Annotated in this window: 27 protein-coding genes and 5 tRNA genes; 21 read left to right on the top strand and 11 right to left on the bottom strand. The window is 72.9% G+C overall.

What is annotated here, in order from left to right; translation table 11 throughout:
- Nucleotides 1–101: 101 nt before the first annotated feature.
- The 4 genes from K7I03_RS09125 to K7I03_RS09110 form a co-directional block, all read right to left on the bottom strand.
- A complete protein-coding gene (locus K7I03_RS09125; RefSeq protein ID WP_185941252.1) occupies nucleotides 102–683 on the bottom strand; it encodes a GTP-binding protein in 582 nt (193 codons plus the stop codon).
- The gene (locus K7I03_RS09120; RefSeq protein WP_185941253.1) at nucleotides 664–1071 is read right to left on the bottom strand and encodes a DUF742 domain-containing protein; all 408 of its coding nucleotides are present in this window, start codon (nucleotides 1069–1071) and stop codon (nucleotides 664–666) included. Before K7I03_RS09120 ends, K7I03_RS09125 begins: the two co-directional genes overlap by 20 nt.
- A gap of 103 nt (nucleotides 1072–1174) precedes the next feature.
- The gene (locus K7I03_RS09115; RefSeq protein WP_040889161.1) at nucleotides 1175–1588 is read right to left on the bottom strand and encodes a roadblock/LC7 domain-containing protein; all 414 of its coding nucleotides are present in this window, start codon (nucleotides 1586–1588) and stop codon (nucleotides 1175–1177) included.
- Between the two features lie 9 nt (nucleotides 1589–1597).
- Nucleotides 1598–5527: a sensor histidine kinase gene (locus K7I03_RS09110; protein WP_185941254.1), complete on the bottom strand. Its 3930-nt coding sequence runs from the start codon at nucleotides 5525–5527 to the stop codon at nucleotides 1598–1600.
- Nucleotides 5528–5903: 376 nt separating this feature from the next.
- Here K7I03_RS09110 and K7I03_RS09105 point away from each other — a divergent pair, with 376 nt between their 5' ends.
- From K7I03_RS09105 to K7I03_RS09060, 10 genes are all read left to right on the top strand, one after another.
- Entirely contained in the window at nucleotides 5904–6056 is a 153-nt protein-coding gene (locus K7I03_RS09105) for a hypothetical protein (protein WP_224346964.1), read from the top strand.
- A 32-nt stretch (nucleotides 6057–6088) separates the two neighbouring features.
- Nucleotides 6089–6277: a hypothetical protein gene (locus K7I03_RS09100; protein ID WP_185941255.1), complete on the top strand. Its 189-nt coding sequence runs from the start codon at nucleotides 6089–6091 to the stop codon at nucleotides 6275–6277.
- A 210-nt stretch (nucleotides 6278–6487) separates the two neighbouring features.
- The gene (locus K7I03_RS09095; protein ID WP_185941256.1) at nucleotides 6488–7270 is read left to right on the top strand and encodes a fumarylacetoacetate hydrolase family protein; all 783 of its coding nucleotides are present in this window, start codon (nucleotides 6488–6490) and stop codon (nucleotides 7268–7270) included.
- Entirely contained in the window at nucleotides 7263–8735 is a 1473-nt protein-coding gene (gene gltX / locus K7I03_RS09090) for a glutamate--tRNA ligase (RefSeq protein ID WP_185941257.1), read from the top strand. The genes K7I03_RS09095 and gltX overlap by 8 nt, the downstream gene beginning before the upstream one ends.
- A 221-nt stretch (nucleotides 8736–8956) precedes the next feature.
- Nucleotides 8957–9028, top strand: a tRNA-Gln gene (locus tag K7I03_RS09085).
- A gap of 81 nt (nucleotides 9029–9109) precedes the next feature.
- Nucleotides 9110–9182, top strand: a tRNA-Glu gene (locus K7I03_RS09080).
- Nucleotides 9183–9242: 60 nt separating this feature from the next.
- Nucleotides 9243–9315, top strand: a tRNA-Glu gene (locus K7I03_RS09075).
- 13 nt (nucleotides 9316–9328) lie between these two features.
- Nucleotides 9329–9400: transfer RNA gene (locus K7I03_RS09070), tRNA-Gln, on the top strand.
- A gap of 30 nt (nucleotides 9401–9430) precedes the next feature.
- Nucleotides 9431–9503, top strand: a tRNA-Glu gene (locus K7I03_RS09065).
- Between the two features lie 98 nt (nucleotides 9504–9601).
- Nucleotides 9602–10480, top strand: coding sequence for an MEDS domain-containing protein (locus tag K7I03_RS09060; RefSeq protein WP_185941258.1), 879 nt, complete (start codon nucleotides 9602–9604; stop codon nucleotides 10478–10480).
- On the opposite strand, the gene K7I03_RS09055 is transcribed toward K7I03_RS09060, so the two are convergent.
- Nucleotides 10428–11162 (bottom strand): MerR family transcriptional regulator, encoded by a 735-nt coding sequence (locus tag K7I03_RS09055; protein WP_185941259.1) that lies wholly within the window; start codon nucleotides 11160–11162, stop codon nucleotides 10428–10430. The two genes, K7I03_RS09060 and K7I03_RS09055, sit on opposite strands and share 53 nt — an antisense overlap.
- Before the next feature lie 82 nt (nucleotides 11163–11244).
- Between K7I03_RS09055 and K7I03_RS09050 the strand changes: the two genes are divergently transcribed.
- Nucleotides 11245–11739: a DUF4188 domain-containing protein gene (locus K7I03_RS09050; RefSeq protein ID WP_185941260.1), complete on the top strand. Its 495-nt coding sequence runs from the start codon at nucleotides 11245–11247 to the stop codon at nucleotides 11737–11739.
- Between the two features lie 226 nt (nucleotides 11740–11965).
- On the opposite strand, the gene ndgR is transcribed toward K7I03_RS09050, so the two are convergent.
- Nucleotides 11966–12694: an IclR family transcriptional regulator NdgR gene (gene ndgR / locus K7I03_RS09045; RefSeq protein ID WP_040889156.1), complete on the bottom strand. Its 729-nt coding sequence runs from the start codon at nucleotides 12692–12694 to the stop codon at nucleotides 11966–11968.
- A gap of 97 nt (nucleotides 12695–12791) precedes the next feature.
- On the opposite strand from ndgR, the gene leuC reads away from it, so the two are divergent.
- The 4 genes from leuC to K7I03_RS09025 all read left to right on the top strand — a co-directional run bounded on the left by leuC (nucleotide 12792) and on the right by K7I03_RS09025 (nucleotide 16102).
- On the top strand, nucleotides 12792–14213 hold the full coding sequence (leuC, locus tag K7I03_RS09040) for a 3-isopropylmalate dehydratase large subunit (protein WP_185941261.1): 1422 nt from the start codon (nucleotides 12792–12794) through the stop codon (nucleotides 14211–14213).
- A 53-nt stretch (nucleotides 14214–14266) separates the two neighbouring features.
- Complete coding sequence (leuD, locus tag K7I03_RS09035; protein ID WP_185941262.1) at nucleotides 14267–14860, top strand: 3-isopropylmalate dehydratase small subunit; 594 nt, start codon at nucleotides 14267–14269, stop codon at nucleotides 14858–14860.
- Nucleotides 14861–15052: 192 nt separating this feature from the next.
- Nucleotides 15053–15298 carry an SCO5555 family protein gene (locus K7I03_RS09030; RefSeq protein WP_185941263.1) on the top strand — a complete coding sequence of 82 codons (246 nt, stop codon included), beginning with the start codon at nucleotides 15053–15055 and terminating at the stop codon, nucleotides 15296–15298.
- 123 nt (nucleotides 15299–15421) lie between these two features.
- Complete coding sequence (locus tag K7I03_RS09025) at nucleotides 15422–16102, top strand: HU family DNA-binding protein (protein WP_185941264.1); 681 nt, start codon at nucleotides 15422–15424, stop codon at nucleotides 16100–16102.
- A gap of 321 nt (nucleotides 16103–16423) precedes the next feature.
- On the opposite strand, the gene K7I03_RS09020 is transcribed toward K7I03_RS09025, so the two are convergent.
- On the bottom strand, nucleotides 16424–16633 hold the full coding sequence (locus K7I03_RS09020) for a hypothetical protein (RefSeq protein ID WP_185941265.1): 210 nt from the start codon (nucleotides 16631–16633) through the stop codon (nucleotides 16424–16426).
- Between the two features lie 10 nt (nucleotides 16634–16643).
- Nucleotides 16644–17324, bottom strand: a complete 681-nt coding sequence (gene cofC / locus K7I03_RS09015; protein WP_185941266.1) for a 2-phospho-L-lactate guanylyltransferase — start codon at nucleotides 17322–17324, stop codon at nucleotides 16644–16646.
- Between the two features lie 250 nt (nucleotides 17325–17574).
- Between cofC and K7I03_RS09010 the strand changes: the two genes are divergently transcribed.
- The 3 genes from K7I03_RS09010 to K7I03_RS09000 are packed head-to-tail and all read left to right on the top strand — an operon-like array spanning nucleotide 17575 to nucleotide 20520.
- Nucleotides 17575–18342 carry a lysophospholipid acyltransferase family protein gene (locus tag K7I03_RS09010; protein WP_185941267.1) on the top strand — a complete coding sequence of 256 codons (768 nt, stop codon included), beginning with the start codon at nucleotides 17575–17577 and terminating at the stop codon, nucleotides 18340–18342.
- On the top strand, nucleotides 18339–19337 hold the full coding sequence (locus K7I03_RS09005) for an NAD(P)H-dependent glycerol-3-phosphate dehydrogenase (RefSeq protein WP_185941268.1): 999 nt from the start codon (nucleotides 18339–18341) through the stop codon (nucleotides 19335–19337). The genes K7I03_RS09010 and K7I03_RS09005 overlap by 4 nt, the downstream gene beginning before the upstream one ends.
- A gap of 34 nt (nucleotides 19338–19371) precedes the next feature.
- Entirely contained in the window at nucleotides 19372–20520 is a 1149-nt protein-coding gene (locus tag K7I03_RS09000) for a D-alanine--D-alanine ligase family protein (protein WP_185941269.1), read from the top strand.
- Here K7I03_RS09000 and K7I03_RS08995 read toward each other — a convergent pair.
- Both K7I03_RS08995 and K7I03_RS08990 read right to left on the bottom strand, forming a co-directional pair.
- Complete coding sequence (locus tag K7I03_RS08995; protein ID WP_224346963.1) at nucleotides 20517–21089, bottom strand: DUF3515 domain-containing protein; 573 nt, start codon at nucleotides 21087–21089, stop codon at nucleotides 20517–20519. The two genes, K7I03_RS09000 and K7I03_RS08995, sit on opposite strands and share 4 nt — an antisense overlap.
- A gap of 19 nt (nucleotides 21090–21108) precedes the next feature.
- The gene (locus K7I03_RS08990; protein WP_004942812.1) at nucleotides 21109–21342 is read right to left on the bottom strand and encodes an Lrp/AsnC ligand binding domain-containing protein; all 234 of its coding nucleotides are present in this window, start codon (nucleotides 21340–21342) and stop codon (nucleotides 21109–21111) included.
- Between the two features lie 155 nt (nucleotides 21343–21497).
- On the opposite strand from K7I03_RS08990, the gene K7I03_RS08985 reads away from it, so the two are divergent.
- Nucleotides 21498–22481: a thiamine-phosphate kinase gene (locus tag K7I03_RS08985; RefSeq protein WP_185941270.1), complete on the top strand. Its 984-nt coding sequence runs from the start codon at nucleotides 21498–21500 to the stop codon at nucleotides 22479–22481.
- 21 nt (nucleotides 22482–22502) lie between these two features.
- Nucleotides 22503–23291 carry a bifunctional hydroxymethylpyrimidine kinase/phosphomethylpyrimidine kinase gene (thiD, locus tag K7I03_RS08980; RefSeq protein ID WP_185941271.1) on the top strand — a complete coding sequence of 263 codons (789 nt, stop codon included), beginning with the start codon at nucleotides 22503–22505 and terminating at the stop codon, nucleotides 23289–23291.
- A gap of 352 nt (nucleotides 23292–23643) precedes the next feature.
- Here thiD and rpmB read toward each other — a convergent pair whose 3' ends face one another.
- Nucleotides 23644–23829, bottom strand: a complete 186-nt coding sequence (gene rpmB / locus K7I03_RS08975; protein ID WP_004942804.1) for a 50S ribosomal protein L28 — start codon at nucleotides 23827–23829, stop codon at nucleotides 23644–23646.
- Between the two features lie 277 nt (nucleotides 23830–24106).
- Here rpmB and K7I03_RS08970 point away from each other — a divergent pair, with 277 nt between their 5' ends.
- The gene (locus K7I03_RS08970) at nucleotides 24107–25750 is read left to right on the top strand and encodes a DAK2 domain-containing protein (RefSeq protein WP_224347405.1); all 1644 of its coding nucleotides are present in this window, start codon (nucleotides 24107–24109) and stop codon (nucleotides 25748–25750) included.
- Nucleotides 25751–25755 lie beyond the last annotated feature (5 nt).

The following is a 25755-nucleotide window of genomic DNA, read 5'->3' as shown; positions in this document are numbered from 1 at the left end:
TGGTGGCGGGCCTGTCGCGCCCCGGTCAATTCTCTGTCGAAACGTTATGAAGCCCGGGGGCGGCCCGTGGCGGATCCCACACGGCCGCCCGCTCCCGCCGGCTACTTCAGCCGCGCCATCAGGGCGTGCTCGACGAGCGTGATGAGCGCGCTCTTCGCCTCGTTCCGATGCCGCGCGTCGGTGGTGATGATGGGCGCGTCCGGCCCGATCTGCAGCGCCTCGCGCACCTCTTCGGGGGAGTAGGGCTGCTCTCCGTGGAAGCCGTTGAGGGCGATGACGAAGGGCAGGCCGCTGTTCTCGAAGTAGTCGACGGCGGGGAAGCAGTCGGCGAGGCGGCGGGTGTCCACCAGGACGACCGCCCCGATGGCACCGCGGACCAGGTCGTCCCACATGAACCAGAACCGGTCCTGTCCGGGGGTGCCGAACAGGTACAGGATCAGGTCGTCGTCCAGCGTGATGCGGCCGAAGTCCATGGCGACGGTGGTCGTCGTCTTGTCCTGGACGTGGCTCAGATCGTCGATGCCCGCGGACGCGGACGTCATCACGGCCTCGGTGCGCAGCGGGCTGATCTCCGAGACGGCGCCGACGAACGTGGTCTTGCCCACGCCGAAACCGCCGGCCACCACGATCTTCGCGGAGGTCGTGGCGCGACCGGTGGTCCCGCTAGAGCTTCCGAAGTCCACTGAGCACCCTTTCGAGCAGTGTCACATCCGGCGTTCCGCCGGCCTCGCCGCCGCCGCCCGGCTGATGGATCGCCACCATCCCGGCCTCGGCCAGGTCGGCCACCAGGATCCGCGCCACGCCGAGCGGCATGTTCAGCAGCGCGGAGACCTCCGCGACCGACTTCACCTCACGGCAGAGGTGGCAGATCCGCTGGTGCTCGGGCAGCAGGTTGCCCAGCTGGGCCGGGTCGGCGGTCGAGCTGACCAGCGCCTCGATGGCGAGCTGGTAGCGCGGCCGGGTCCGGCCGCCCGTCATGGCGTAGGGACGGACCAGTGGCTGGTCGCCTTCACTCCCGTACGGCATGTGGTGCGAGGCGCCGTACGGGCCGGGCGAGACGGGCGGGGTCATGAATCCTCCGGGCGGGACAGCAGGAAGGCAATGATGCCGTCGAGCGGGGGCCGGTGGGAGCTTTCGGCCGTACGGTCGGACGGGATTTGCGGTGTGTGTACGGTCAGTTCAGCAGGCTTCCCTGCAGTTCGGCGCGGAGATCGGGCGTCAGTACGTTGCCCGCGCGGTCGACCAGCAGGGCCATCTCGTAGCCGACGAGGCCGATGTCGCACTCCGGGTGCGCCAGCACGGCCAGCGAGGAGCCGTCGGAGATGGACATGATGAAGAGGAAGCCGCGCTCCATCTCCACCACGGTCTGGTTGACGGGCCCGCCCTCGAAGATGCGCGAGGCACCGGCCGTCAGGGAGGTCAGGCCGGAGGCCACCGCCGCCAGCTGGTCCGCGCGGTCCCGGGGGAACCCCTCGGACATGGCCAGCAGCAGTCCGTCGGCGGACACCACCACCGTGTGGGACACCCCCGGGGTGCTCTCCACGAAGTTGGTGATCAACCAGTTCAGATTCTGCGCCGCCTGGCTCATCGGACTCAACTAACGCTCCTGCTGGTAGGTGGGGCCACCGTGGTGGCTACCGGTGGCCGGGCTGGTGCCGGCCTGACGTCCTTGCTGAATGCCCCGGCGGAGGTTGGTCAGCCGGCCGCGCACGTCGTCGGGCGCGCGCGAGACCTGCGGACCCTCCGGCAGGGCCTGCTGCTGGGCCGTGCCCTCGACGAGGTTGGCCCGGGGGACCCGGCGGGGCAGGCCCGACGAGGTGGTTCCGTCCGCGGCGGGCACCCGGACCTGCTCGGCCCGGCGCCAGCGCTCGTCGTTGGGGGACTCGCGCCAGTCCGGCAGCGGGGTCTGGGCCGTGACGTCGGGGGCGGTGGGGGCAGCGGGGGCCTCGGCGCGCGGGGCCCGGCGCGGCAGACCGCGGGGCGCCTCGGGCTCGGCCGCCGGCTCCGGCGCCCGCTCGCGGGTCTCCTGGTCCTGGAACCAGTGCGACTCCAGCTCCTGGAAGAGCGGCGTCGACTCCCGCGTGCCGTCGTGCCGGGGGGCGTTGCCGGACCCGGTGTCGAACTGCCCGGTGTCGAACTGTCCGGTGTCGAACCGGCCCGTCTCGAACTGGCCCGTGTCGAACCGGCCGGTGTCCTGTCGCCCGGCGTCCCGCTGCCCGGCGTCCTGCTGTCCGAAGCGGCCGGCACCGGCAGGCGGAACGATCCGCCCGGTGCCGTCGGCGTCCGGCACGGGGGCCAGCTGCGGGAAGGCGGCGGTGCTGCCCGGGTCGGCCGGGGACGCGGCGTCACGGGAGGGCAGCGCGTGCCGGCCGGTGCTGCTGCTCTCCGGCTCGGGCACGGGCGCCAGGCGCGGGTACTGCCCGGTGCCACCCGGGCCGTCCGCGTCACCCTCGGGGACGGCGGGCAGCGCGTGGCGGCCGGTGCCGCTGCTCTCGGGCTCCGGTACGGGCGCGAGCTGCGGGAACTGCCCGGTGGCAAACGGTCCTTCGGCGCGCTCGGGGGTCTCGACGCTGTCGTGGCCGCGCGGGGTGTCCCGCTCGGCGCGCGAGGAACCGTTGGAGGCCAGCGGCCAGTCGTCCACCGGTGCGGCGGGGGAGCGGTCGTTGCCCCAGCTCGGCGCCGGACGGGCCGGCGGCTCGGCGGGGGTGTTCTTGCGGTCGCCGCGCTTGGGCAGGCCGGAGAGCGCGTTGCGCGGGGGCAGGCCGTTCCCGGCACCGCCGCGCTGGGGCAGGCCGCCGGTGCCGGGCTTGTCCTCGCCGCCGCGGACGGGCAGTTCGGGCAGGCCGGACGGCGTGCCGGCGCCCCGGACCGGGAGCCCGCCGGGCGTGCTCGACCGGTCGCCGCGCTTGGGCAGGCCGCTCTTGGTGGACTCGCCACCCTTGCCGGCCTCGCCGCCACCGCGGACGGGCAGGTCGGAGCCGGTGCCCTCGCCGCGCTGCGGCGGCTGCGGGCGGCGGCCGTTGCCCACCGGCGCGATCACGGCGGGCCGCTTGCCGCGCGGCGGCAGGCCGGACCGGCCGTCGGCGCCCTTGCCGCCGGAGGCGTCGTCACCCGCGCCGGCGTGCGGCGGGGCGTCGAAGAGGCTGGGGCCGCCGGTCGGCGCGCCCGCGCCCGGGGTGGCCCCGGGAACGCGCGTCGGCAGACCGCTCTGCGTCAGGCCGCCGGCCCGCGACGGATTGGCCGGCGGGCGCGGGCCCTTGGGCGGCAGCTGGCCGCGGTCGCGGGCCGGCGCCTGCGGGGCACCGCCGGGACCGCCGGGACCGGGCAGGCCGGGCGCGGTCTTGCCGCCGGGAATGCCCGGGGCGCCCGGGACGCCCGTGCCGGGCATGCCGCCGGGGGCGCCGCCACCGGGCAGGCCGGGGCCGCCGGGCGCGCCGGGGCCGGGCTTCTTGCCGCCCTGGGCGACGTCGACCGGCAGCATGACGAGCGCGGTGGTGCCGCCGGAGTCCGACGGGCGGAGCTGGATGCGGATGCCGTGTCGCAGGGACAGGCGGCCGACCACGAACAGACCCATGCGCCGGGAGACGGAGACGTCCACGGTCGGCGGGCTGGCCAGCCGCTCGTTGATCGCCGCCAGGTCCTCCTGGGAGAGGCCGATGCCGGTGTCGTGGATCTCGACCAGCACCCGGCCGTCGGGCAGGGCGTGACCGGTGACCTTGACCTTGGTCTGCGGCGAGGAGAACGACGTCGCGTTCTCCAGCAGCTCGGCGAGGAGGTGCACGAGGTCGTTGACGACGCGGCCGGCGACCTCGGTCGGCGGCACACCGGTGAGTTCGATGCGCTCGTACTGCTCCACCTCGGACGCGGCGGCACGCAGCACGTCGACGAGCGGGACCGGCCGGGTCCACCGGCGGCCGGGCTCTTCACCGGCGAGAACGAGGAGGTTCTCGCCGTTACGGCGCATACGGGTCGCGAGGTGGTCGAGCTTGAACAGCGAGGACAGCTGGTCCGGGTCGGCCTCGCGGGACTCCAGTTCAGAGATGAGCGAGAGCTGACGCTGGATGAGGCCCTGCGACCGCCGCGAGAGGTTGGTAAACATCGCGTTGACGTTGCCCCGGAGGAGGGCCTGCTCGGCGGCGAGGCGGACGGCCTCGCGGTGCACGTCGTCGAAGGCCGCGGCCACCTTGCCGATCTCGTCGCGGCTGTGCACGCCGACGGACTCGACGGAGGTGTCCACGTCCTGCGGGTCGGCCTCGGAGAGCTGCTTGACCAGCTCGGGCAGGCGTTCCTGGGCGACCTTCTGCGCGGTGTCCTGGAGCCGGCGCAGCGAGCGCACCATGGACCGGGCCACGACGAAGGCGCCGACCAGCGAGATGCCGAGGACGAGGATGATCAGCGCACCGTTGAGGTACGCCTCCTGCTGGGCGTCGTCGCGGAGTTCGAGGGCCTTCTGCTCCATCTCGTTGAGGAGCGTGGTCTCGATCTTGGACATCTCCGCGATCTTGACGCTGTCGCGGTCGAACCAGTCGCGGTAGGTGAGGCTGTCCGCGCCGCGCAGGCCGTCGCCGCGCATCAGCACGCGCTCGGCGTAGGCGTTGGCCTGCGAGATGTCGTAGGTGCCGCCGTTCAGACCCTGGAGCAGCTCCCGGTCCGTGTCGCCGTGGACGCGGAGGAAGCGCTTGTACGCCTGGTCCTCGCCGGTGAACGCGGACTGGCCGAAGAGGCGGTCGTTGTCGGAGAGCTCGTGCGGCGAGCGGGCGAGACCGGCGCTGATCAGCGCGCGCTGCATGGACGCGTACTCCTTGGCGGAGGAGAACGAGGCCAGGGCGCGGGTGGAGGCGATCATCTCGCTGTTGCTGGACGCCAGGGCCATGTCCTGGGACAGCGTGATCAGCGAGGTGACGAGGCTGTTGTACGCGTTGACGGTCCGCGAGATCTGGTTCGGGTCGTGGTACGCGTCGTTGCGGTACTTCTGGATGTCCGTCAGCTGCCGGGAGATCTCCACCAGCGTGGCGTTGACGCCGGTCGTGGTGGCGTCGTCGGGCTTGACCCGCTCGGTGAGCTTCTTGAACTCCTCGATCGCCTTGTCGGTCCGCTGGCGCGGCGCCACGACGTCGTCGTTCTTCGGGTCCTTGAGGATCAGCGGCGCGGCGGACCGGTCGCGCTCCTCCTGGAGCGCGTTGGCCAGGTCGGTGGCCACGCTGGTCATGTCCGTCAGCAGCTTCATGTGGTCGAGCTGGTCGACGTCCTGCAGCGAGCTGTCGATACGCAGCGCACCCAGGGTCGTCGCGGCGACGACGGGCAGGGCGAGCAGGGACACCAGGCGGGTACTGATGCGCCAGTTGCGCAGGGCTATTCGTGAGCCCGGCCCGCTGGGGACCTTCGCCTTGCCCTTCCCCTTGGGGCCGCCGGCGGGTTCGCCGCCGGCCGGCGCGTCGACGGGCGTGCCGCGGTCGCCGCCTGTCGCCGCACCCTGCGGCTCCGGCTCCGCCGCAGCGCTGCCATCCCTCTTGAAACGTCCCTGCACTAGCGTCGCAACCTCTGGACCAGGCGTCCCCCCGGCGAGCGGAGGAACGGTGTCGAGTCGTGGGGGGACCGCGGTGCCCCCCTGGCGGTCCGTGGAATTCCAGCACAGTGCCGGATGCGCCAACAAGGCCGGTGCGTCCCACCGCGGATCGGTCACGGACGGTAGCCCGCCCTGTCGCTCTCCGTGGAGGGTCCACTCCTATCAATTCGGACTTACGCGGGCGAATGCGCCGCACCTCGTCGCGCTGAGCGACCTGTCCCAGTCGCCATGATCAGGAGCGGAACGTCAGCTTCAGTCCGGCGATGTCCGTTTCGTACAGGCGGGACAGCTGTCGGTTATGCGGCATTTATCCCAAGCTTCGTGAGGAAACTCACAGGTGACACCCCGCATCCTGCTCGGTATGGCGGGGAAGGGCGCGCCTAGCCTGGATCCTTGCGCGGACGTGACGGCCGCCGACGCCCGCGGACGACCCGCGAGGCCGCGGCCGGCCGCCCTCGAAGCCCGCGACGACCGCGACGACGAGACCTGACGACACCAGAGACAACGCGAGGCAACCGCACAGTGAAGACCACCAGCCCCTCCCGGAAGACCGCCAACCCGCGCCGCACCACGCTCGCGAACCTCGACGACGCCAAGGCGCTGTTCGAGGCCGAGCGCCCGCAGCACGCGGTCGAGCTCCCCACGGTCACCGCCAACCCGCGCCGCACCGTCCTGATGACCGCTCCCGCGCCGGTCCTCGTCGAGGACTGACGGGCCCGCGCGCCCGAGGAGCCCCCGAGGGGCCTGCCGGATCCGGCAGGCCCCTCGCTCGTCCCGCCCGTCCGGACCGCCGGGAACGGATCGCCGGCCGGACCGCCCGCCCGGATCGCCCGGCCGAACGCCGCGCACGGAGCGCGCGCGGCCCCCGCGATAGCCTGAAGTGTCAGACTCCGGCCGGATCAGTGAGGGGCTCAGCTTCCCGTGCGCATCGCCAGATTCTCCATCGACGGCAACGTCGGCTACGGCGTGGTCGAGGGGGACGCCTCCACCGAGGGCGGTCCCGTCCTCGACATCATCAAGGGCATTCCCTACGGCGACTTCGAACGCTCCGGCACCAAGGTGCCGCTGAGCAAGGTCCGCCTGCTCCCGCCCGTCCTGCCCAGCAAGGTCGTGGCCATCGGCCGCAACTACGCCGAGCACGCCGCGGAGCTGGGCAACGAGGTGCCCGAGGTGCCCGTCGCCTTCTTCAAGCCGTCGACCTCCGTCGTCGGCCCGGGCGACCCCATCGCGTACCCGTCCTTCAGCAGCGACGTCCACCACGAGGCCGAGCTGGCCGTGGTCATCGGCCGCATGTGCCGCGAGGTCCCGCGCGAGCGCGTCAAGGACGTCATCCTCGGCTACACCTGTGCCAACGACGTCACCGCGCGCGACGTCCAGCAGCGCGAGAAGCAGTGGGCCCGCGCCAAGGGCTTCGACTCCTCCTGCCCGCTCGGCCCCTGGATCGAGACCGAGGTCGACCCGGGCGACCTGGCGATCACCTGCACGGTCAACGGCGAGCTGCGGCAGAGCGGCCGCACCGCCCAGATGCTGCGCTCCGTCGAGGAGCTCATCGTCCACATCACCGAGGCGATGACGCTGCTCCCCGGCGACGTCGTCCTCACCGGCACCCCCGCCGGGGTCGGACCCCTGCACGACGGCGACGAGGTCGCCGTCACCATCGAAGGCATCGGCACTCTCACCAACAAGGTGATCAAGCGTGGCTAACGCGAACGTCCGCGTACGTTTCTGTCCCTCGCCGACCGGCAACCCCCACGTGGGGCTGGTCCGCACCGCCCTCTTCAACTGGGCGTTCGCCCGCCACCACGGCGGCACCCTGGTCTTCCGCATCGAGGACACCGACGCGGCCCGCGACTCCGAGGAGTCGTACGAGCAGCTCCTCGGCGCGATGCGGTGGCTGGGCTTCGACTGGGACGAGGGCCCCGAGGTGGGCGGCCCCCACGCGCCCTACCGCCAGTCGCAGCGCATGGACATCTACCGCGACGTGGCGCGGAAGCTCCTCGACGCCGGCCACGCGTACCACTGCTACTGCACCACCGAGGAGCTCGACGCCCGCCGCGAGGCCGCCCGCGCCGCCGGCAAGCCGTCCGGCTACGACGGCAAGTGCCGGGTCGTGAGCCCCGAGCAGAAGGCCGCCTACGAGGCCGAGGGCCGCCCGTCGATCGTCCGCTTCCGGATGCCCGACGAGGCGATCACCTTCACCGACCTGGTCCGCGGCGAACTCACCTTCACCCCGGAGAACGTGCCGGACTTCGGCATCGTCCGGGCCAACGGTGCCCCGCTGTACACGCTCGTCAACCCCGTCGACGACGCGCTGATGGAGATCACCCACGTGCTGCGCGGCGAGGACCTGCTGTCCTCCACTCCGCGGCAGATCGCCCTCTACAAGGCGCTGATCGAGCTGGGCGTCGCCAAGGCCGTGCCCGAGTTCGGCCACCTGCCGTACGTCATGGGCGAGGGCAACAAGAAGCTCTCCAAGCGCGACCCGCAGTCCTCCCTCAACCTCTACCGGGAGCGCGGCTTCCTGCCGGAGGGCCTGCTCAACTACCTCTCGCTGCTCGGCTGGTCCCTCTCGGCCGACCAGGACCTCTTCTCGATGGACGAGATGGTCGCGGCGTTCGACATCAAGGACGTCAACGCCAACCCGGCCCGCTTCGACCTCAAGAAGGCCGAGGCGATCAACGCCGACCACATCCGCCGGCTGGACGTGAAGGACTTCGTCGCGGCCTGCGAGCCCTGGCTGCGCGCCCCGCACGCCCCCTGGGCGCCGGAGGCGTTCGACGCCGCCGCGTTCGCGGAGCTGGCCCCGCTGGCCCAGACCCGCCTCACGGTCCTCTCCGACATCACGGCCAACGTGGATTTCCTCTTCCTCGACCGCCCGGTGGAGGACGAGGCGTCCTGGGCCAAGGCCATGAAGGAGGGCTCCGACGCCCTCCTCCGTACCGCCCGCGAGAAGCTGGCCGCCGCCGACTGGAACGCCGAGGCCCTCAAGGCCGCCGTCGTCGCCGCGGGTGAGGAGCACGGCCTCAAGCTCGGCAAGGCCCAGGCCCCGGTCCGGGTGGCCGTCACCGGCCGTACGGTCGGCCTGCCGCTCTTCGAGTCGCTGGAGGTCCTCGGCCGCGAGCGGACCCTGGAGCGTGTCGACGCCGCCCTGGCGAAGCTGGCCGCCTGACGGCTGCCGCCCGCACCCCGAAGGGCCCTGGAAGCCGCGCGGGCGGCCTCCGGGGCCCTTCGCCGCGTTCCGGGGCCCGGGCCGGGCACCGGCCCGGGTTATCGATTTTGGTGCCCCGTCCACCTTCGGGTAATGTTCTTCCTGCGCCGCCCGGGAGGGCCGAGAGGCCGGAGCGGAGGGCGCGAGCCGAGCAAGACCCCTTCAGGGGGGTTGAGTTCTGGTGGGGTATGGTGTAATTGGCAGCACGAGTGATTCTGGTTCACTTAGTCTAGGTTCGAGTCCTGGTACCCCAGCAAGAGAAATTCACTGGAAATTCTCTTGCAAAACTACTGGTAAAGTAGAAACCGCGCGAAAGCGCAAAACGCGAAGTGCGAGCCCCCGTTGTGTAGCGGCCTAGCACGCCGCCCTCTCAAGGCGGTAGCGCCGGTTCGAATCCGGTCGGGGGTACTGATCCTGAATCCGTCACCATTCGGAGAATTCCGGAGGCGATGTCGATGGATCGCTAGGGCCCCCGTTGTGTAGCGGCCTAGCACGCCGCCCTCTCAAGGCGGTAGCGCCGGTTCGAATCCGGTCGGGGGTACTGGTCATCACCATGGGCTATGGTGTAATTGGCAGCACGAGTGATTCTGGTTCATTTAGTCTAGGTTCGAGTCCTGGTAGCCCAGCGCAAGACTTCCGAGTCTGCAACAGAGCAAGCCCCCGTTGTGTAGCGGCCTAGCACGCCGCCCTCTCAAGGCGGTAGCGCCGGTTCGAATCCGGTCGGGGGTACGCACAGGGAAATGCCCTCCGCGATACGCGGGGGGCATTTGCCGTTTCCGCCCCGTGCGCCCTTCTCGCCCCGGGGCGCCGTCGCCATAATTCCCCGCATGGCCCTTCCCCGTGGCGCGCTCCACCGGACCCCCGTCGGCGACCTCCGGCCCGGTGACCACGCCTGCCTGCTCTTCGCCTCCGACGAGGAGCGGACCGCGGTGCTGCGGGAGTTCGTCCGCGGCGGCCTGGACGCCCAGGACAAGATCCTCTACCTGGCCGGCCGCCGGGACCCCCACGACCCCGCGGCCCTGCTCGACCGGTACCGGCTGCCGGCCCCGCGCACCGGCGTGGAAGTGCTCCCCCTGGACGAACTCCGCACCGGCGACGGCCCCTTGGAACCCGCCGCGCTGCGGGACCGGTTACACACCGCCGCCACCCGCTGCCGCGCGGAGGGCTACCGCGCCCTGCGCATCGCCGGGGAACCCTGCCCGGCCCCGCACGACGGGCGCGACGTGCGCCGGCTGCTGCGGTACGAGTCCCTGCTCGGCGAGGAGTTCGCCGCCGGCCGCGCCCTGGCCGTCTGCCAGTACGACGTCCGGCGCTGCGCCCCCGAGGCGCTGGACGCCGCCGCCTCGGCCCACACCCGCGGCGTGGGCCCCGACCCGCTGGTCAGAACCGCCGACCTGCTCGTCGTCCGCACCTACCGGCCGCCCGGCCTGCGCCTGGAGGGCCGGGTCGACGCCTCCGCCCACCGGCAGCTCCGGGACGCCCTGCGCTCGGTGGCCGCGGTCCGCGACGACCTCCGCCTGGAGATGTCCGGCGTGGAGTTCCCCGACCTCGGCGGCCTCCGGCTGCTGATGACCTTCGCCCGGGCCCGCGCCGCCCGCCACCGCTCCGTCGAACTCACCGGCCTGGCGCCGCGGCTGTGCGAGGTCATCACGCTCATCGGCTGGGACCGGACTCCCGGTCTCCGGCTGCCGGAGTCGGTCGGCTGAGCTCCGGGGGCCCGCTTCCGTCGTCCTGGCCTCCGACGTCCCCGCCTTCGAGGCGCCGCGCCGACTCCTCCGCGTGCGCCAGCCGCCGCAGGCTGAGCAGCACCGGCTCGTAGAGCACGGTGAGCGCCACGGCCGCCTCCACCTGACCGTCCGCCGTCGGCTCCGCCAGCACCAGGTCCAGGTCGGTGACGGCGAGCTCCGCGGCCAGCCGCCCGTACGGCAGCAGGTGCTCCGTCCCGCACGGGTAGCCCAGCCGGGCCAGGGCGGCCACCGAGTCCAGCAGCGTCCGGTAGGCGGGGGAGGCCGTGACCTCCACCCGGGCCGGGTCCCACCCCAGCCGCGCGAGCAGGCCGTCCACCGCCCCGCGGGCGGCCTCCGCCGCCTCGTCGCCGGCCTCCGGTGCCGGGACCCTCGGCAGGGCCCAGGTGGCCGCCCCCAGCCGCATGTGGTGGTCCAGGGACGTGTCCTCCGCCGCGGCGATCACCTCCCGCGCGGCGGCCACCGACACCCCGCCCACCTGGATCAGCGCCCGTACCAGCCGCAGCCGCCGCAGATGGCCCTCGTCGTACGCGGCCTGGGTCGCGGACACCCGGCGGCCCGGCCGCAGCAGCCCCTCGCGCAGGTAGTACTTGATCGTCGCGGTGGGAACGCCGCTGCGTTCGCTGAGCTCGGCCAGTCGCATGGCTCTTGCGCCCTCCTGTTGGATAGTGCCACTATCCAAGCATGGACGGCGCCGCCGTCCAATGAGGGGCGGGGGTAACGCCATGGGCAAGTCACCGATCGAGGGCCGGGTCACGGCGGCGGCCGAAGGGGACGTGGTCGTCTTCCTGATCGGCATGCGGATCAACCGCTGGCGCTCGGCGCGCCACTGGATACCGGTGTTCGACGCGATGCGGCGGATGCTGGGGGAGCTCGGGCGGGACCCCGACGCCGGGCTGCTGGGCTACCGGCTGCTGACGGCCGGGCCGCGGGAGTACACGGTGCTGCAGTACTGGGAGTCGCGCGAGAAGCTGCTCGCCTACGCGGCCGACCGGGACCGGCTCCACCGGCCGGCCTGGGCCGCGTTCAACCGGCGGGCGCGGGACGCGGCGGGGCGGGTGGGGATCTGGCACGAGACGTATGTGGTGCCGGCGGGGTCCTACGAGACGATCTACAGCGGGATGCCGGCGCATGGGCTCGGTGCCGCGTACGGGGTCGAGGCCGTGGCCCGGCGGGGCGAGCGGGCCGCGGAGCGGCTCGGGGCCCCTGCGGGGGGCTGAGCCCCTGCCCCGCCCCTTCGCCGATTCCTGGGGGCAAGCCCCCAGACCCCCTTTTCGCGGCCGCGCCGCTCGTCCTCAAGCGCCGGACGGGCTGAAATCAGCCCGTCCGGCGTTTGAGGACAACCGCGCGGAGCGCAGTTTCGGGGGTGCGGGGGCTTGCCCCCGCAAGAAACTGGGGGCACCTCCCAGCGGTAGCTGGGGGAGAAAGGGCGGGTCCGGGGCACCCTCACCCGTTGCGCCGCAACGCCTCCGTCAGCCGCACCGCCGCGTCCAGCACGGCCTGGGCATGCATACGCCCAGGGTGCCGGGTGAGCCGCTCAATCGGCCCGGACACCGACACCGCCGCCACCACCCGATTCGAAGGCCCCCGCACCGGCGCGGAGACGGACGCCACACCCGGCTCCCGCTCCCCGATCGACTGCGCCCACCCCCGCCGCCGCACACCCGAAAGCGCCGTGGCCGTGAACCGAGCCCCCTGCAGCCCGCGGTGCAGCCGCTCCGGCTCCTCCCAGGCCATGAGGACCTGGGCGGCGGAGCCGGCCTTCATGGGCAGGGTGGAGCCGACGGGGACCGTGTCCCGCAGTCCGGACAGCCGTTCCGCCGCCGCGACGCAGATGCGCATGTCGCCCTGGCGGCGGTAGAGCTGGGCGCTCTCGCCCGTCACGTCGCGCAGGTGCGTGAGGACCGGGCCGGCCGTGGCCAGCAGGCGGTCCTCGCCCGCCGCCGCCGCGAGTTCGCTCAGCCGGGGGCCGAGGATGAAGCGGCCCTGCATGTCGCGCGCCACCATGCGGTGGTGTTCCAGGGCCACCGCGAGCCGGTGCGCGGTCGGGCGCGCCAGGCCGGTGGCCGTCACCAGTCCGGCGAGCGTCGCCGGGCCCGACTCCAGGGCGCTCAGCACCAGGGCCGCTTTGTCGAGTACGCCCACTCCGCTCGAGGCGCCACCAGAATTGTCCATGCAACGATACTCGCGTCTCACACTATGAAACGCAAGTTCACGTTTTCCCGGAAGCCGCCAACCTGTACCCACGGCACCCCGATCCGGAGGGACAGCGATGGGACGCACACTGGCCGAGAAGGTCTGGGAAGAGCACGTCGTGGCGCGCGCCGAGGGCGAGCCCGACCTCCTCTACATCGATCTCCACCTGCTGCACGAAGTCACCAGCCCCCAGGCGTTCGACGGACTGCGCAAGGCGGGCCGGCCGGTGCGCCGCACCGACCTGACCATCGCCACCGAGGACCACAACACCCCCACCCTCGACATCGACAAGCCCATCGCGGACCCGGTCTCGCGCACCCAGCTGGAGACCCTGCGCCGCAACTGCGCCGAGTTCGGGGTCCGGCTGCACCCGCTGGGCGACGTGGAGCAGGGCGTCGTCCACGTAGTGGGACCGCAGCTGGGACTGACGCACCCCGGCGCCACCGTGGTCTGCGGGGACAGCCACACCTCCACCCACGGCGCGTTCGGCGCCCTCGCCTTCGGCATCGGCACCAGCCAGGTCGAGCACGTCCTCGCGACCCAGACGCTGCCCATGTCGCCGTTCCGGACCATGGCCGTCACGGTCGAGGGCGAACTCCCCGAAGGAGTCACCGCGAAGGACCTGATCCTCGCCGTCATCGCGGAGATCGGCACCGGCGGCGGCCAGGGGTACGTCATCGAGTACCGCGGGTCCGCGATCGAGAAGCTCTCGATGGAGGCGCGGATGACCGTCTGCAACATGTCCATCGAGGCCGGCGCCCGGGCGGGCATGATCGCCCCGGACGAGACCACGTTCGCCTACCTGAAGGACCGCCCGCACGCGCCCCGGGGCGCCGACTGGGACGCCGCCGTCGCCCACTGGCGCACCCTGCGCACCGACGACGACGCCGTCTTCGACCACGAGGTGGTCATCGACGCGTCGGCCCTCTCCCCGTTCGTCACCTGGGGCACCAACCCGGGGCAGGGCGCACCGCTGTCGGCGGCCGTCCCCGACCCCGCTTCGTACGAGGACGCGTCGGAGCGCTCCGCCGCCGAACGCGCCCTGGAGTACATGGGGTTGACGGCCGGTCAGCCGCTCCGCGACATCGCCGTGGACACCGTCTTCGTGGGCTCCTGCACCAACGGCCGGATCGAGGACCTGCGGGCCGCCGCCGACGTGCTGCGCGGCCGCGCGGTCGCCGACGGGGTGCGGATGCTGGTCGTCCCGGGGTCCGTCCGGGTGGCGTTGCAGGCGGTCGACGAGGGGCTCGACGCGGTGTTCACCGCGGCGGGCGCCGAGTGGCGGCACGCCGGGTGCTCGATGTGCCTGGGCATGAACCCCGACCAACTGGCGCCGGGCGAGCGGTCGGCGTCGACCTCCAACCGCAACTTCGAGGGCAGGCAGGGCAAGGGCGGCCGGACGCACCTGGTCTCGCCGCAGGTCGCCGCCGCCACCGCCGTGCTCGGCCGGCTCGCCTCGCCCGCCGACCTCCCGGCCGGTCCGGTCCTCGCCGCCTGAACGGCGCAGGGCACCCTACCCCAGCCACCCCACCCAGCGAGGAAGAGCAGCTCATGGAAGCGTTCACCGCACACACCGGCCGGGCCGTGCCGCTGCGCCGCAGCAACGTGGACACGGACCAGATCATCCCGGCGCACTGGCTGAAGAAGGTCACCCGCGACGGTTTCGAGGACGGCCTCTTCGAGGCGTGGCGCAAGGACCCGGACTTCGTCCTCAACGAGCCCGCCCGCGCGGGCGCCTCGGTCCTGGTCGCCGGGCCGGACTTCGGCACCGGCTCCTCCCGCGAGCACGCGGTCTGGGCGCTGCAGAACTTCGGCTTCAAAACCGTGATCTCCGCACGGTTCGCGGACATCTTCCGGGGTAACTCGCTCAAGAACGGTCTGCTGACGGTCGTCCTGCCGCAGGAGACCGTCGAGCGGCTGTGGGAGCTGACCGAGGCCGACCCCGCCGCGGAGGTGACCGTGGACCTCGTCGCGCGCCAGGTGCGGGCCGAGGGCATCACGGCCGATTTCAGCCTTGACGAGAACGCCCGGTGGCGGTTGCTGGAGGGGCTGGACGACATCGGGCTAACCCTCCGGCACGAGTCCGCCATCGCCGCCTTCGAAGCCCGCCGGCCGGCCCACAAGCCGTCCACGGCCCAGGTCTGAGGCGGTTTCCGGGCCGGTCTCCGACCCGGTTTCCCGCCCGTTCGGCCCAGCGCCCGGGGCCCGGATCGACCCTCGATTTCCGCTGTTCACCCCAGGTTTGGCATGATGCGCCCCCTGTCTTCGGACAGGGGGCGCACCGCGTTGTTGAGGCCCTGTGAGGCGACAACTCGCCTCAGATGGCACAATCGGTGCATGGAACGCGACAGCCAACTCGGGCTCTACCGGCTCGTCGCGGACCAACTCAAGGAAGCGCACTCCCGGGTGCGCGCACTGCAAGTCCCGGAGGGCGTACGGATGGCGCTGTCCCGGAAGCTGCTGGCCATCACGGCCGCGGCGAAGCACGATCTCTCAGGCGCGGCAATGCGCCTGGACCGGCTGATGAAGGACCTCGACGAGGGCCGTTTCCCTTCAGAGCGCGGCACCGACGGAACTCCGTGATGGGTCGGGTTCGTTGCGGCACAAGGGTGATTAGACCGTTTCGTGTTTGATTTGCGGTATATATCTGCCTAACGTGCGAAAAGGCTGGAACAAATTCCAGCAGGTGTCTCCGAAGGGGAAGACGTGAACAAGGCGCAGCTCGTTGAAGCGATTGCCGACAAGCTCGGCGGCCGTCAGCAGGCCGCTGACGCGGTCGACGCGGTACTCGACGCGATCGTCCGTGCGGTCGTCGCCGGCGACCGGGTCTCGGTCACCGGCTTCGGCTCGTTCGAGAAGGTCGACCGCCCGGCCCGTTACGCCCGCAACCCGCAGACCGGCGAGCGCGTCCGGGTCAAGAAGACCTCGGTGCCCCGCTTCCGCGCCGGTCAGGGCTTCAAGGACCTGGTGAGCGGCTCGAAGAAGCTGCCCAAGGGCGGCGAGGTCGCGGTGAAGAAGGCGCCCAAGGGCAGCCTTTCCGGTGGCAAGGCCACCACCAAGGCCGCGGCCAAGAAGGCCACCGCCAAGAAGACGGCCGCCAAGAAGGCGACCACGGCCAAGAAGGCGACCACCGCCACCAAGGCCACCACCGCCAAGAAGACCACGGCGGCGGCGAAGAAGACCACCGCCAAGAAGACCGCGCCCGCCACCAAGGCGGCAGCGGCGAAGAAGGCGACGCCGGCGAAGAAGACGACCGCCGCGGCGGCCAAGAAGACCACGGCGAAGAAGACCGCCCCGGCGAAGAAGGCCACGGCGACCAAGGCTCCGGCGCGCAAGACCACCGCGCGCAAGACCACCGCTAAGAAGGCCGCGGCCAAGAAGAAGTAAAAAGCCGCTGACGGCGTCACGCGCCGGGCCGGGCTCCCTTCGGGGAGCCCGGCCCGCGGTGCGTTCGCCTCCGGCGCGGCGGCGGGCGGGAGCGGCTGAACGCCCGCTGAGACCCGTGGACGCCCGGAAGGGCATCCTCGGACGCCGGAGCCGCCGGGGGAGTTCAGACCGCCCTTCAGGGCCCGGGAAGAGCGTGACAGCCCCCAGGGCGTGCCGGAGCCCGTAATTCCGGGAGCCCGGGCCGGAGACGAGGGGCGCCGAAGGAGGCGGGGGCGCGGACTCGCCGGGCCGGCACCCGGCTCAAAGGCCGGGACCCTGGGCTCAGAAGGTCTGGAGCGTCACCAACGTCACACGCCGCGGCTCCGGCCCGGCCGCCTCCGCCCACTCGATCCGCACCCGCTGCCCCGGCCGCAACAGCCGCAGACCGCCCGCGTCGAACGCCTCGGCGTCGAACGGCACCGGGGTGCCGTCGTCGAGGAGAACGCTTCCGCAGCGGGTCTCGGGGTCGTAGGTGTACGCGGTGGCCTGCATGTCCGAGAGCCTAGTCCGTCGCCGTGCCGGCGGCCCCGCGCGGCGGCCCGGCGGCCGTCCACGCCCCGGCGGCCGCGGCCGTGCGCGGTCCCACGCCCAGGGCCAGCGCGGCCCGGAGGTCCGCCGGGGTGTCCACGTCCCGGCGGACGGAATCCACCCCCGGCAACCCGATTTCCCGTGCCCCGGAAGCCCGGTGCCGGGCGCGCGAGCGGCCCTCGAACGCCGGCGCCAAAAGCATTCCGGGAGCCGCCGCCAACAGCGTCGTCCCGATTCCCTCGGCGTCCGCGAGAAATGCGCGCGGGAATTCCGCCGCCGAATCGAGCACCCGCCCGAGTTCCCTCGCGCGCAGTGCCGGGAGATCCGCGTTCAGCGTCGCCACGCCCGCTCGCGGACGGTGCGCGCGGACCGTCCGCGCGCCGTGCGCGAGCGCCGCGTTGAGGCCCCCGCCGCCCGCCGGTTCGGCGACCGTACGGGCACCGACCGCCCTCAGTTCCGCGCCGGCCAGCGGGTCGTCGGTGACGACCACCACATCGCGTACCGCCGCGCAGGACAGCGCGGCCTCCACCGTGTCCAGCGCGAAGGCCAGCGCCAGCGCGGACCGGCTGGTACCGGAGCCCGCGCCCGCGGCCGCCGCCAGCCGGCTCTTGGCCCGCGCCAGCGGCTTCAGCGGCACCACCAGCGTCCAGCGCACGGCACTCCCTCTCTCTTCCACCCGGGGCCCACCCGGGCCACCCGGGTCCCGCCCGGCCCCCACCGGCCCTTGCCGGGCCCATTGTCGCCCTCGGCCGCGCGCCCCCGCTCCGGGAGTCCGGCCGCTGCCGCCGGAGGGGCACGGGGTTACGGTGTTCTCGACAGACCGGGTACCTGGCGCCACACTTGTCCGGCCCCGGGAGAGCAGCAGGCCCGTGGAAGCTTCCAGGTCCCAAGAGAAGGGTGTACGGGTGTCCCGCCACAGAATCGGCTTCTGGTACCGCTTTACGGCGGTGTTGGCGAAACCGCCGCTCGTGGTTCTGTTCAAGCGGGAGTGGCGCGGAATGGAGCACATTCCCGCCGACGGCGGCTTCATCACCGCCATCAACCACAACTCGTATCTGGACCCGCTGTCCTACGCGCACTTCCAGTACAACACCGGGCGCGTCCCCCGTTTCCTGGCCAAGGCGGGCCTCTTCCGCAACGGTTTCGTCGGCACCCTGCTGCGCGGCACCGGGCAGATCCCCGTCTACCGCGAGAGCACCGACGCCGCCAACGCCTTCCGCGCCGCCGTCGACGCCATCAACAAGGGCGAGTGCGTGGCCTTCTACCCCGAGGGCACCCTGACCCGCGACCCCGACCTGTGGCCCATGGAGGGCAAGACCGGCGCCGCCCGGGTCGCCCTGCTCACCAAGGCGCCCGTCATCCCGGTCGCCCAGTGGGGCGCCCACGAGGCCATGCCGCCCTACGCCAAGGAGAAGAAGGTCCGCCTCTTCCCGCGCAAGACCCTCCGGGTGATGGCCGGCCCGCCCGTGGACCTCGCCGAGTTCCTCGACAAGGAGCCGACCGCCGAGGTGCTGCGCGCGGTCACCGACAAGATCATGGCCGCGATCACCGAACTCCTCGCCGAACTCCGCGACGAGCCGGCCCCCGCCGAGCCGTACACCCTCAAGAAGGCGCGCGCGGCCGCCGCCGCCCGCCGCCAGGCCGGCACCGACCGCCAGGAGGACGGCAAGTGACACGCTGCGCCGTCTTCGGCACCGGATCCTGGGGCACCGCCTTCGCGATGATCCTCGCGGACGCCGGCTGCGAGGTGACCATGTGGGGCCGCCGCGCCGCCGTCGTGGACGCCGTCAACAAGGGCGCCAACCCGGACTACTTCCCCGGCGTCGAGCTGCCCTCCGCCGTCCGGGCCACCACCGACCCCGCCGAGGCCGCCGCCGGGGCCGCGTTCACCGTGCTCGCCGTGCCCTCCCAGACGCTCCGCGGCAACCTCGCCGCCTGGAAGCCGCTGCTGGCCGACGACACCGTGCTCGTCTCCCTGATGAAGGGCGTCGAACTCGGCACCGCCAAGCGGATGAGCGAGGTCATCGAGGAGGTCGCCGGGGTCTCCCCGGACCGCGTCGCCGTCCTCACCGGCCCCAACCTGGCCAAGGAGATCGCCGACCGGCAGCCCGCCGCGGCCGTCGTCGCCTGCCGCGACGAGGACGTCGCCAAGCGCCTCCAGGCCGCCTGCCACACCGCGTACTTCCGCCCCTACACCAACACCGACGTGGTCGGCTGCGAGCTCGGCGGCGCCGTGAAGAACGTCATCGCCCTCGCGGTCGGCATCGCCGACGGCATGGGCCTGGGCGACAACGCCAAGGCGTCCCTCATCACCCGCGGCCTCGCCGAGACCACCCGGCTCGGCCTGGCGATGGGCGCCGACGCGCACACCTTCGCCGGACTCGCCGGGATGGGCGACCTCGTCGCCACCTGCTCCTCCCCGCTCTCCCGCAACAACACCTTCGGCCGCAACCTCGGCCGCGGGCTGAGCCTGGAGGAGACCATCGCCGTCACCAGGCAGACGGCGGAGGGCGTCAAGTCCTGCGAGTCCGTGCTCGATCTGGCGCGAAGGCACCATGTCGACATGCCGATCACCGAGACGGTCGTGGGCATCGTCCACGAGGGCAAGCCGCCCATGGTCGCCCTGAAGGAGCTCATGGCGCGCAGCGCCAAGCCGGAGCGGCACTGAGACCGGCGGGGTCACCAGGTACGCTCAACGCGATATGAGCAGCGAGAACCCCACCCAGAGCCCCGGCCGCAAGCCGCGCGTCGCGGTCGTCTTCGGCGGCCGCAGTTCCGAGCACGCCATCTCCGTGGTCACCGCCGGCGCGGTGCTGCGCGCCATCGACCGCACGAAGTACGACGTGCTGCCGATCGGCATTACGCAGGACGGCCGTTGGGCGCTGACCACCGACGACCCCGAGCGGATGGCCATCTCCGGCCGTACGCTGCCCAGCGTCGACCGGCTCGCCGAGTCGTCGGAGGGCGAGGTCGTGCTGCCCGTCGCCCCCGCCAACCGCGAGGTCGTCTACACCGAGCCCGGCTCGGTGCCCAAGGCGCTCGGCGAGGTCGACGTGGTCTTCCCGATGCTGCACGGCCCCTACGGGGAGGACGGCACCCTCCAGGGCATGCTGGAACTGGCCGGCATCCCCTACGTGGGCGCCGGTGTGCTCGCCTCGGCCGTCGGCCAGGACAAGGAGTACATGAAGCGGATCTTCATCTCCTACGGGCTGTCGGTCGGCCCGTACGAGGTGATCCGCCCGCGCGAGTGGGAGAACGACCGCGAGGCCGCCCGCCGCAAGGTCCTCGACTTCGCCGACGAGCACGGCTGGCCCCTCTTCGTGAAGCCCGCCCGCGCCGGCTCGTCCATCGGCATCAGCAAGGTGGACGACGCCTCCGGCCTGGACGAGGCCATCGAGGAGGCCCGCCGCCACGACCCCAAGATCCTCGTCGAGGCTCTGCTGCGGGGCCGCGAGATCGAGTGCGGGGTGCTGGAGTTCGAGGACGGCCCGCGCGCCAGCGTGCCCGCCGAGATCCCGCCGGTGGAGGCGCACTCCTTCTACGACTTCGAAGCCAAGTACATCGACTCGGCGGCCGGCATCGTCCCCGCGCCGCTGACCGACGAGCAGACCCGCCGCGTCCAGGAGCTGGCCGTCCAGGCGTTCGAGGCCGTCTCCTGCGAGGGCCTGGTCCGCGCGGACTTCTTCCTCACCGAGGACGGTGAGTTCGTCATCAACGAGATCAACACCATGCCGGGCTTCACGCCCATCTCCATGTACCCGCGCATGTGGCAGGAGAGCGGCGTCACGTACCCGGAACTGGTGGACCGCCTCCTCCAGGCCGCGCTGCGCCGCTCGACGGGCCTGCGCTAGGGAGTCCTCGGAGCGGGGGAGTCGTCCGGGTCGTCGGACGGCACCGCCTTCCGGACGGCGGCGGCGAGATCGACGAGCGCGCTCATGTCGCCGCCGTCGCCGGCCACCTCCTTCGGCAGCGTGACCTCGACGTACACCGGCCGCAGAGGGGTGGTGCAGCGGATGCTCCCGTCCGGCAGCCGCTCGGGGGACCACTTCACCCCGTCGATGTCCACGGCCTGCGTCCGTACGTCGTTGAAGATCTCCGGCCGCGGCACCCCGCAGCGCAGTTCGATCCACGGGCCGTCGCCCCAGGCGGCGGTGAAGTCCGAGACGGGATCGGTGGCGCGCCGCTTCAGGCCGCCCACCTCGTCCGGCAACTCCTTGTGCAACGTCCGGCAGAGCGCCGCCTGGTGCCCGGACGGGGCCGGCACGGCGGGACGCGGGGCGTCGTCCGCCGCCGAGCAGCCGACGGCCGCGCACAGCAGGGCCGCCGTGACGGACAGGGCGGCCCGCCGGCGCGGCCGGACGGGACGGACGGTACGGGTGGAACGGGCTGAACGGGCTGAACGGGCGGGCACAGTGCTCACCGGCCGAGCATACGAGGGGCTACAGGTGGACGACCGGGCAGGTAAGGGTCCGGGTGATGCCCTCCACCTGCTGGACCTTGGCGACGACCATCCGGCCGAGCGCGTCCACGGTGTCGGCCTGCGCGCGGACGATGACGTCGTAGGGACCCGTCACGTCCTCGGCCTGGATCACGCCGTTGATCTTCGAGATGACTTCGGCCACGGTCGACGCCTTGCCGACCTCGGTCTGGATCAGGATGTACGCCTGTACCACGGAACCTCCAGGGCGGCTTCGAGGATCATGTGGGGAGAAGAGACGCCACCGTACCGCGCCGCCGCACGGCACGGGGAGACCCGCGCCACCTGCGCGGCGCGCGGTTCCTCGGGAACCGCGAGACCACAGCACCGGATACTCCGAGGAGGAGCGCAGTGAAAGGCACCGTCGGCGAGTTGGGGGAGTTCGGCCTCATCAGGGAGCTGACGTCCCGGCTCACCACCACCCCGGCCGTCCGGCTCGGACCGGGCGACGACGCCGCGGTGGTCGCAGCGCCCGACCGGAGGGTCGTGGCCAGCACGGACGTGCTCCTGGAGGGGCGGCACTTCCGCCGTGACTGGTCCACCGCCTACGACGTGGGCCGCAAGGCCGCCGCCCAGAACCTCGCCGACATCGCCGCCATGGGCGCCGTGCCGACCGCCGTGCTGCTCGCCCTCGTCGTCCCGGCCGAACTCCCCGCCACCTGGCCGGTGGAGCTCATGGACGGAATCCGCGACGAATGTCAGGTCGCCGGCGCGGCGGTGGTCGGCGGGGACGTGGTGCGCGGCGAGACCATCACCGTGTCCATCACGGCCCTCGGCGACCTCCGCAACCACGAACCCGTCATGCGCTCCGGCGCGCAGCCGGGCGACGTCGTCGCCGTCACCGGCTGGCTCGGCTGGTCGGCGGCCGGACTCGCCGTCCTCTCCCGGGGCTTCCGCTCCCCCCGCGCCTTCGTCGAGGCGCACCGCCGCCCCGAACCCCCGTACCACGCGGGCCCGGCCGCCGCCTCGCTCGGCGCCACGTCCATGACGGACGTCAGCGACGGGCTGATCGCCGACCTCGGGCACATCGCCGAGGCCAGCAAGGTCCGGATCGACCTGCACACGGCGGCCATCGACGTCCCCACGCAGATGTCCGACATCGGGCAGGCCGTCGGCGTCGACCCGCTCCAGTGGGTGCTCACCGGCGGCGAGGACCACGCCATCGTCGCCACCTTCCCGCCCGACGTGAAACTGCCCGCCCGCTGGAAGGTGATCGGCGAGGTCGTCAACCCGTCCGCCCTGCCCCAGGTGACCGTCGACGGCGCGCCCTGGGAGCGGGCGGGCGGCTGGGACCACTTCGGCGACGAGGACCTGCCGGAGGCGGAGGAGGACTGAGCGGCGCGTAGGTTGGTGCTCATGCCGATACCTCCGCGTGTGCTGACCGTCGCCGGCTCCGACTCCGGCGGCGGCGCCGGCATCCAGGCCGACCTCAAGACGATGCTCGCCCTGGGGACGCACGGCATGAGCGTCCTCACCGCCGTCACCGCCCAGAACTCCCGCGGCGTACAGGGCGCCTGGCCGCTGCCCGCGGAGGCGGTACGGGCCCAGTTCCGCAGTGTCGTCGACGACATCGGCGTCCAGGCCGTCAAGACCGGGATGCTGGCCTCGGCGGAGCTGGTGGAGACGGTGGCCGAGCTGCTGGCGGGCGTCGGGGCGCCTGTCGTGGTCGATCCCGTGGGCGTCTCCAAGCACGGGGATCCGCTGCTGGCCGCTTCCGCGCTCGACGCGCTGCGTCTGAAGCTGCTTCCTCTGGCCACGGTGGCCACGCCCAACCTCGACGAGGCGGCGTGGCTGACGGGTGTCCGTGTCACGGGCGAGAACGATCTCCGGCGGGCCGCCGACGCTCTGCTGGCCTTCGGCCCGCGCTGGGTTCTCGTCAAGGGCGGCCACCTGCCCGGCGACGCGGTCGATCTCCTCACCGACGGCACGTCCGAGCACCTGCTGCGTGCTCCGCGCCATGACAACCGGCATACGCACGGGACGGGGTGCACGCTGGCGAGTGCGATCGCCTGCGGGCTGGCGAAGGGGTTGTCCGTGCCGGACGCGGTGTCGGCGGCGAAGGAGTACGTCACCGGGGCGATCGCGGCGGGGTTCCCGCTGGGGGAGGGGATCGGGCCGGTGGATCACGGGTGGGCGCTGCGCTGAGTCCGCCTGCGGCGGGCTGGTGCCCCGGTCCCGCCCTTTCTCCCCCAGCTACCGCTGGGAGGTGCCCCCAGTTTCCTGGGGCTGCGCCCCAGGCCCCGCTTGTCGCGGCCGCGCCGCTCGTCCTCAAACGCCGGACAGGCTGAAATGCGCGCCCGGGCGCACTATCCAGCCTGTCCGGCGTTTGAGGACGACCGCGCGGAGCGCGGTTTCGGGGGTGCGGGGGCTGGCCCCCGCAAGAAACGGTGAAATGGGGGTGCCCCCTCTGGGGGAGGGACCGGGGCACAGCAAAAAGCCGGCCCCCTGAGGGGGCCGGCCTTCAGCAACCGGAAAGGGCTGCGCGTACGCGAAGCCGCTAGCGCGAGACCTTGCCGGCCTTGATGCACGAGGTGCAGACGTTGAGCCGCTTCGGCGTCGCCCCGACCTTCGCACGCACCCGCTGGATGTTGGGGTTCCAACGGCGGGAGGTACGGCGGTGCGAGTGCGAGATGTTGTTGCCGAAGCCCGGCCCCTTGCCGCAGACGTCGCAGTTGGCAGCCACGGGTTACTCCAAAGACGGGTCACCCTCGCTCACGCGAGGACGACAGGCACGTACGGTGAATCCCTGCGTGCCGAGATCTCAGAGAGTGACCGGCAGTGTCAGGGGGATGGCCTGACTCTCGTCAGGCAACCGGAGCAGCATACAACGACCGCTCCAGGACAACGAAACTACCATGACCGGCCCGTATCCCGCCCGGCCGGCCCGGTGGAGCGGCCCGCACGACTACTGTGCCCACGGGCCACCGCCCACCGCCACTCACCCTGAGGAGGACCCCCAGGTGCCGCACCCGCTCGACGCCGCCGCGGTACGCGCCTGGTGCGCTCTGGCGCTCGACGCCCTGGGCCGGGCCCGCGAGGAGATCGACGCGATCAACGTCTATCCCGTGGCCGACGGCGACACCGGGACCAATCTCTACCTGACCGTCGAGTCCGCCGGCCGCGCCGTCGAGGCCGTCTTCGAGGCGCACGCCACCGCCGGGCCTGGGGCCCGGCCGGGGCTGTCGGAGGCGGTGCGGGCCATGGCGCACGGCGCCCTGATCGGCGCGCGCGGCAACTCCGGGACGATCCTGGCGCAGCTGTTCCGCGGCATGGCGGAGGTGCTGAAGGACAGCGGCGGGGGTGACCAGGGTCACCTCCTGGGCCGCGCGCTGCGCCGCGCCGTCGACGCCGCGTACGAGGGCGTCGCGAGGCCCGTCGAGGGCACCGTCCTCACCGTGGCCGCCGCCGCTGCCGACGCCGCCGCCCGTACCGGGGGCGACGCCGCCGCCGTGGCCCGCGCGGCGCACACCGCCGCCCGTACGGCCCTGGAGGCCACCCCCTGCCAGCTGGAGGCGCTCGGCCGGGCAGGGGTGGTCGACGCGGGCGGGAAGGGGCTGGTGGAGGTCCTGGGGGCGCTCGTGATGGCGCTGGAGGGCGGTGCCGCGCCGGCCGGCCGCCCGGCGCGGACACCCCGCGCCGCCCGGCCCGTCGACACCTGCCCGGCCGGGACGGCGTCCGGCACCGCGCCCGGCGCGGGCCCCGCCTTCGAGGTGATCTACCTGCTGGAGGCGGACGACGACGCCGTCGCCCGGCTCCGCGCCCGGCTGGACGCGCTGGGGGAGTCGCTCGTCGTGGTCGGCGGCGACGGCCTCTGGAACGTGCACGTCCACGTGGACGACGCGGGGGCCGCCGTCGAGGCCGGCGTGGACGCCGGACGCCCGTACCGGATCCGTATCACCCACTTCGGCGCCGCCGACGAGCGCGCCCGCGCCCCCGAGCCCGTCCAGCGGGCCGTCGTGGCGGTCGTCCCGGGCGAGGGGCTGGCGGCCCTGTGCGCGGAGGCCGGCGCGACCGTCGTGCCTGTCCGGCCCGGCGAACCGCCCGCCAGCGGCGAGCTCGTCGAGGCGGTCCGGCGCGCGCACGCACGCGAGGTCGTCCTCCTGCCGAACGACCCCGACCTGCGGCACACCGCCGCCGCGGCGGCCGAGCAGGCCCGCGCCGAGGGCGTCCGGGTCGCGCTCATCCCCACCCGCTCCCCGGTCCAGGGCGTCGCCGCCCTCGCCGTCCACGAGCCCGGCCGCCGCTTCGACGAGGACGTCGTCGCCATGACCTCCGCCGCCGGCGCCACCCGCTACGCCGAACTGACCGTCGCCGAGAGCCGGTCCTGGACCATGGCGGGCGTCTGCCAGGCCGGCGACGTGCTCGGGCTGATCGACGGGGACGTCGCCGTCATCGGCGCCGACCTGGCCGCCACCGCCGCCACCGTGCTGGACCGGATGCTCGCGGCCGGCGGCGAACTGGTCACCCTCGTCGTCGCCGACGACGCCCCGCCCGGCTTCGCCGAGGGGCTGGAACGGCACGTCCGCGGCGGCCACCTCGCCGTGGACACCGTCGTCTACCGCGGCGGCCGGCAGCCGGCGCCGCTGCTCATCGGCGTCGAGTAGGCGCC

Origin of the sequence: Streptomyces mobaraensis (assembly GCF_020099395.1) — a bacterium.
GTDB lineage: Bacteria > Actinomycetota > Actinomycetes > Streptomycetales > Streptomycetaceae > Streptomyces.
The sequence above is the reverse complement of the archived record's forward strand: the minus strand, read 5'-3'. Positions and strand labels throughout refer to the sequence as shown.

Bases quoted from the DNA above. Each gene is read 5' to 3' on its own strand.
- K7I03_RS09120 (WP_185941253.1), bottom strand. From the start codon at position 1,071: ATGACCCCGCCCGTCTCGCCCGGCCCGTACGGCGCCTCGCACCACATG.
- K7I03_RS09000 (WP_185941269.1), top strand. From the start codon at position 19,372: ATGAGCAGCGAGAACCCCACCCAGAGCCCCGGCCGCAAGCCGCGCGTC.
- ndgR (WP_040889156.1), bottom strand. From the start codon at position 12,694: ATGGACAATTCTGGTGGCGCCTCGAGCGGAGTGGGCGTACTCGACAAA.
- K7I03_RS09115 (WP_040889161.1), bottom strand. From the start codon at position 1,588: ATGAGCCAGGCGGCGCAGAATCTGAACTGGTTGATCACCAACTTCGTG.
- K7I03_RS09055 (WP_185941259.1), bottom strand. From the start codon at position 11,162: ATGCGACTGGCCGAGCTCAGCGAACGCAGCGGCGTTCCCACCGCGACG.
- K7I03_RS09050 (WP_185941260.1), top strand. From the start codon at position 11,245: ATGGGCAAGTCACCGATCGAGGGCCGGGTCACGGCGGCGGCCGAAGGG.
- K7I03_RS09030 (WP_185941263.1), top strand. From the start codon at position 15,053: ATGGAACGCGACAGCCAACTCGGGCTCTACCGGCTCGTCGCGGACCAA.
- K7I03_RS09020 (WP_185941265.1), bottom strand. From the start codon at position 16,633: ATGCAGGCCACCGCGTACACCTACGACCCCGAGACCCGCTGCGGAAGC.
- K7I03_RS09060 (WP_185941258.1), top strand. From the start codon at position 9,602: ATGGCCCTTCCCCGTGGCGCGCTCCACCGGACCCCCGTCGGCGACCTC.
- leuD (WP_185941262.1), top strand. From the start codon at position 14,267: ATGGAAGCGTTCACCGCACACACCGGCCGGGCCGTGCCGCTGCGCCGC.
- leuC (WP_185941261.1), top strand. From the start codon at position 12,792: ATGGGACGCACACTGGCCGAGAAGGTCTGGGAAGAGCACGTCGTGGCG.
- thiD (WP_185941271.1), top strand. From the start codon at position 22,503: ATGCCGATACCTCCGCGTGTGCTGACCGTCGCCGGCTCCGACTCCGGC.